Here is a 4,368-nt window from a genome sequence, read left to right as displayed (position 1 = left end):
GGCCCGACTCGTGACGGGGACCCGCCCGGACCGCACCACCCACGCAACGCAACTCCGCCCAACGCAACAGGCGTGCCATCAACCCACGCACGGCGAAGGCACCCCCAGATCAGATTGGCAGGGGGTCTGGGGGACGGAGTCCCCCAGGGAAAGCACGCAGGCCGAACTCGCCGCCCGCAAGGCGACCACCCTCAAAGCCAGCGCCCCTCAATCCCCCTACGGAGCCAACAACGACCAAGGCTCAATCCCCGGCACAGCCGCCTGCCCCTCAGCACACGACCTCCGAAAATCACACCACTGACACTGCCGCCCAGTGACCGCCGGAAACAACACCTCCGGATCCCCACCAGCCTTCAACGTCTCCGAAGCCAGATCAATCTCATCCGCAGCTTCCTCAGCCCGCCGAACATGCCGCCCCAGCGACTCCTCGGTGTGCTCCCACTCAGCCACAGTCCCCGACGGCAAGTGGTGCAACTCCACTCGCCGACAAGGCTTCCGCAACGTCCTCCGAGCAGCCAGCGCGTACAACGCCAACGCCTGCGACCCCCGAGCATCATCAGAAGTCAGCACATGCCGCCCAGTCTTGTAGTCGACGATCACCAGCTCCCCGTCCCGGTAATCGATCCGGTCAACTCGCCCCTCAGCAACAATCCGCTCAGTAGGCGAAGAAACCCACCGCTCAACCCCCAACGGCTCAAACGCGACATCCAGCGACGACACGTAGTCGTGCACCCACCGCCCAGCCCGCTCCCGATACACCGCGGCCTGATCGACGTCCCGGAACCCCTCGGACTTCCACTGCCGGTTCACCAGCGCCACCGCCTGCTCCGGCGTCCGCCGATCAGCAGGCAGATCGAACAACGCCTTCAACGCGTTGTGCACAACAGCCCCCAGCGTGTTGTGCGCCCAAGCCCCACCCCGCGGCGGCGAAGGCCGATCCAGGTACGTCATCCGGAACCGACGAGGACAGTCCGTCCACGTGTTGAGCTTCGCGGGCGTGACGCGCACGAGCCGACGCGGTGCCGCGGTGCCGAAGTCGAAGCCGAGTTGTTCCACCCGCCCCAAGTTACTCAGCACCACTGACAGAAAATGACGGGCATGGAGATCTGGCACAACCCCCGCTGTTCCAAGAGCCGAGCCGCCAAGCAACGCCTGGAAGACGCGGGCACCCCGTACACCGAACGCCGCTACCTGGACGACGTCCCCACCGCAGAAGAGCTGGACCACGTCCTCGAACTTCTCGGCAAGGAGCCGTGGGAGATCGCCCGAACGAAAGAACCCGCCTACCCCGCGGACCTCGAACACGACCGCGCCAAGTGGATCGCGCACATGGTCGCCAACCCGAGCCTGATCGAGCGCCCGATCATCATCGACGGCAACACGGCCCACATCGAGCGCTAGCTACACCCCGGACGAGATGAACCCCTGCACCGAAGACGCGACCAGCTGCACGGCGATCGCGGCCAGCAGCAGACCGGCGATCTTGGCCATCAGCAGGATCCCGCTCTCCTTGAACACCTTGATCAGCAGGCCGGCGGACCGCAGCGTCCCCAGCAGGATCAGGTGCACGGCCACGATCGCCGCGGCCAGCGCGAAGTAGGAGCCCCAGGCCCCGTCCGCCTGCCGCACGAACACGATCGTCGCGGCGATCGCACCGGGCCCGGCCAGCAACGGCGTCCCCAACGGCACCAGCGCGATGTTGACGTCCTCGACCTCGGGGTGGTTGGTCGCACCCTTGCCGGTCAGCAGGTCCAGCGCGATCAGCAACAACAGCAACCCGCCGGCGCCCTGCAACGCGGGAATCCCGATGTGCATGTACGCCAGGATCGTGTTGCCGGCCACCGCGAACAGCGTGATCACCAGGAACGACACCAGCACGCCCTGCCGCGCGGCCCGCTTCCGCGCCTCCCGCGACTTGCGGCCGACCAGCCCCAGGAACACGGGCACCGTGCCGGGCGGGTCCATGATCACCAGCAGCGTGATCGTGGCCTCGACGAACAGCCGCACGTTGAACATCGCCACCGCCTAATCCGACCTACCCGACCTACCGGACCGATCCGACCTGCGCGACCTACCCGACGAGGATCTTGCCGCCTGTCGCCCGCTCGGCCAGAGCATCCAGCATCTCCGGCGCCGTCGTCTCCGCGCCGAGCCGCACCGTCTTGTTCGTCCCGTGGTAGTCACTCGACCCGGTGACGAGCAGGTCCAGCTCAGAGGCCAGCGACCGCAGCGAGGCACGGGTGTCCGAATCGTGGTCCGGGTGATCCACCTCGACCCCGCCCAGGCCGGCCGCAGCCAGCGAACGCACGACGTCAGCGGTCACGATCGGACCGCGCGAGCGAGCGAACGGGTGCGCCAGCACGGTCACGCCACCGGCCTCGGCGATCATCTCGATCGCGCGCTCGACAGGCGTGTCCGTCCGCCCCACGTAGTAGCGCCCACCGGTCAGGTAGGTCGCGAACGCCTCGTCGACGGAGGTGACCACCCCGGCGCGGATCAGCGCCTGCGCCAGGTGCGGACGACCGGCCGGCGCGTCGAACGGCAGCCGCGACATCAGGTCGGCGGGGTCGATCGGGAATCCGTCGGCCTTCATCATCTCGGCCATCTTCTGCAGCCGGTGCCGCCGCTCCTCGCGCAGCCTCGACTGTTCGGCCATCAACGCGGCGTGCGTCGGGTCGTACAGGTAGGCCAGCAGATGAACGGTGATCGTGCGCCCACGACCGTCAGGGCACGCGCAGGAGAGCTCGGCCCCACGCACAAGACGCAGACCAGGAGGCAACGCCGCAGCTGCCGCCGCCCATCCGGCAGCGGTGTCGTGGTCCGTGATCGCTACCGCGTCGAGTCCGGCTAGACCCGCGGCCCTCACCAGTTCGGCAGGGCTGTCGGTGCCGTCGGACTCGGTCGAATGGGTGTGCAGATCGATGACCACGTCGTCCAGTGTGGACGACGTCGCAAACGAACCCCGCTACGGGACCATCTTCTTGCCGCGCGCCGCCCGCTGTGCCTTGATCATCGAGAACCGCTCGGCCTGCGCCTTCTTGTCGCCGAAGGTCAGCTCCGAAATGGCGTCGTACACCTCTTCGGGGTCCGGCAGGAACTCCAGGCGGTTCAGCGCCTGGATCTGACCGGCCGACTCCACGATGAGCGTGCCGTAGCCGAACATGCGTCCGCCCACGGTCCGCTCGTAGGTGAGGTCGGTGACCTTGCTGATGGGCATCATCGCGACCTTGGTCTCGAAGACGCCCGATGTCAGCATGAACCGCTTGTCGGTCACGACGATGCGCTCGACCCACCACTCGATGATGAAGTAGGACAAGCGCAGCAGCACGAGCAGCGCTCCGTACCACAGCACGTTCTGGATCACGCCCGCGTTGCCGGGGAGCAGGTACGAGATCATCATGAAGCCGGCCAGCAGCGCGGCCGCCTCCAGGACGTCCCAGATCAGGTAGGACCAGTGCCTGCGCACCCGGATGACCCGACGCTCGCTCGACAACAGGTAGTCGTCCGGATCACGTGGTGCGAACATGCGCTACCAGCCCTTCCTGGTACCAGCCAGTGCCCTGTCCTGCCCGCCCGGAAAGCCGGGTGAACTAGAACAATTGTCGCACGAAGGTGATCAGGGCCTCAGCCGCAGTTCGCAGCGAGTTGAGGATGTTGGTGACGAGTTGGGCGGCCTGCTGCGGCTCCGCGATGAGGAAGAACAGCAGCAAGGCGATCCCGGCGAAAGTGAGGATCTTCTTCAGGTTCACGGTGTCCACCCCGTCCGCGTCCGCACCCGTTTGGCGCCGTTCGTGACCGTTGTACAGCACGATTCAGCACCTTGGGAGATTTGTACCGCAGCCGGGGTAGTGGACTGCACCGCCGTTCCGGGGTGACTACGCTACGTGTTCGTGACGGGCAGCAGTGAGCGCACCATCCGTTGTGTCGGAGCCCTCGTACATGACTCGAACGGGCGACTACTGCTCGTGCGACGAGCCAATCCGCCTGGTGAGGGCCTGTGGTCGATACCAGGCGGGCGCGTGGAGTCAAAAGAGACGGACGAGGCTGCCGTGACTAGGGAAGTCGCCGAGGAGACGGGACTCTCCGTCACCGTCGGCCGCCTCGTCGGCAGCGTGGAACGACCGGCCCCGAACGGGGTTTTTTTGATCTTCGACTACGAATGCCAGGTCACGTCGGGTGTGCTCCGAGCGGGCGACGACGCATCGGATGTCGCTTGGGTCGACAGTGCGACGTTGGCCACACTTCCGACCACCGACGGCCTCCTGGAAGCGCTTTCCGAATGGAACTGCCTGCCCAGGGCCTGATCAGGGTTCACGCGATCGGGGAAGGGGCTCAACGCCAAACGAGACGTTGCCCGTGGGCCTCGGT

General features: G+C 66.5%; 7 protein-coding genes. 2 read left to right on the top strand and 5 right to left on the bottom strand.

Features of this window, described 5'->3' with window-relative positions:
* Positions 1 to 216: 216 nt before the first annotated feature.
* Positions 217 to 1,056 carry a RecB family exonuclease gene (locus ACWGE0_RS45615; RefSeq protein ID WP_319971249.1) on the bottom strand — a complete coding sequence of 280 codons (840 nt, stop codon included), beginning with the start codon at positions 1,054 to 1,056 and terminating at the stop codon, positions 217 to 219.
* A gap of 42 nt (positions 1,057 to 1,098) precedes the next feature.
* Between ACWGE0_RS45615 and ACWGE0_RS45610 the strand changes: the two genes are divergently transcribed.
* Positions 1,099 to 1,401, top strand: a complete 303-nt coding sequence (locus ACWGE0_RS45610; protein ID WP_452267084.1) for an ArsC/Spx/MgsR family protein — start codon at positions 1,099 to 1,101, stop codon at positions 1,399 to 1,401.
* Here ACWGE0_RS45610 and ACWGE0_RS45605 read toward each other — a convergent pair whose 3' ends face one another.
* The 4 genes from ACWGE0_RS45605 to ACWGE0_RS45590 form a co-directional block, all read right to left on the bottom strand.
* Positions 1,402 to 2,016: a MarC family protein gene (locus ACWGE0_RS45605; protein ID WP_452267085.1), complete on the bottom strand. Its 615-nt coding sequence runs from the start codon at positions 2,014 to 2,016 to the stop codon at positions 1,402 to 1,404.
* Positions 2,017 to 2,071: 55 nt separating this feature from the next.
* Positions 2,072 to 2,929, bottom strand: coding sequence for a PHP domain-containing protein (locus ACWGE0_RS45600; RefSeq protein ID WP_452267083.1), 858 nt, complete (start codon positions 2,927 to 2,929; stop codon positions 2,072 to 2,074).
* A 36-nt stretch (positions 2,930 to 2,965) separates the two neighbouring features.
* Positions 2,966 to 3,526 carry a PH domain-containing protein gene (locus tag ACWGE0_RS45595; RefSeq protein ID WP_452267082.1) on the bottom strand — a complete coding sequence of 187 codons (561 nt, stop codon included), beginning with the start codon at positions 3,524 to 3,526 and terminating at the stop codon, positions 2,966 to 2,968.
* 64 nt (positions 3,527 to 3,590) lie between these two features.
* On the bottom strand, positions 3,591 to 3,809 hold the full coding sequence (locus ACWGE0_RS45590) for a hypothetical protein (protein ID WP_086663077.1): 219 nt from the start codon (positions 3,807 to 3,809) through the stop codon (positions 3,591 to 3,593).
* Between the two features lie 75 nt (positions 3,810 to 3,884).
* Between ACWGE0_RS45590 and ACWGE0_RS45585 the strand changes: the two genes are divergently transcribed.
* A complete protein-coding gene (locus tag ACWGE0_RS45585; protein WP_452267081.1) occupies positions 3,885 to 4,304 on the top strand; it encodes an NUDIX hydrolase in 420 nt (139 codons plus the stop codon).
* Positions 4,305 to 4,368: the final 64 nt, after the last annotated feature.

It is taken from the genome of Lentzea sp. NPDC054927, from assembly GCF_053610285.1.
The sequence above is the reverse complement of the archived record's forward strand: the minus strand, read 5'-3'. Positions and strand labels throughout refer to the sequence as shown.

Coding starts and splice junctions, on each gene's coding strand:
- ACWGE0_RS45610 (WP_452267084.1), top strand. CDS start 1,099: ATGGAGATCTGGCACAACCCCCGCTGTTCCAAGAGCCGAGCCGCCAAG.
- ACWGE0_RS45605 (WP_452267085.1), bottom strand. CDS start 2,016: ATGTTCAACGTGCGGCTGTTCGTCGAGGCCACGATCACGCTGCTGGTG.
- ACWGE0_RS45595 (WP_452267082.1), bottom strand. CDS start 3,526: ATGTTCGCACCACGTGATCCGGACGACTACCTGTTGTCGAGCGAGCGT.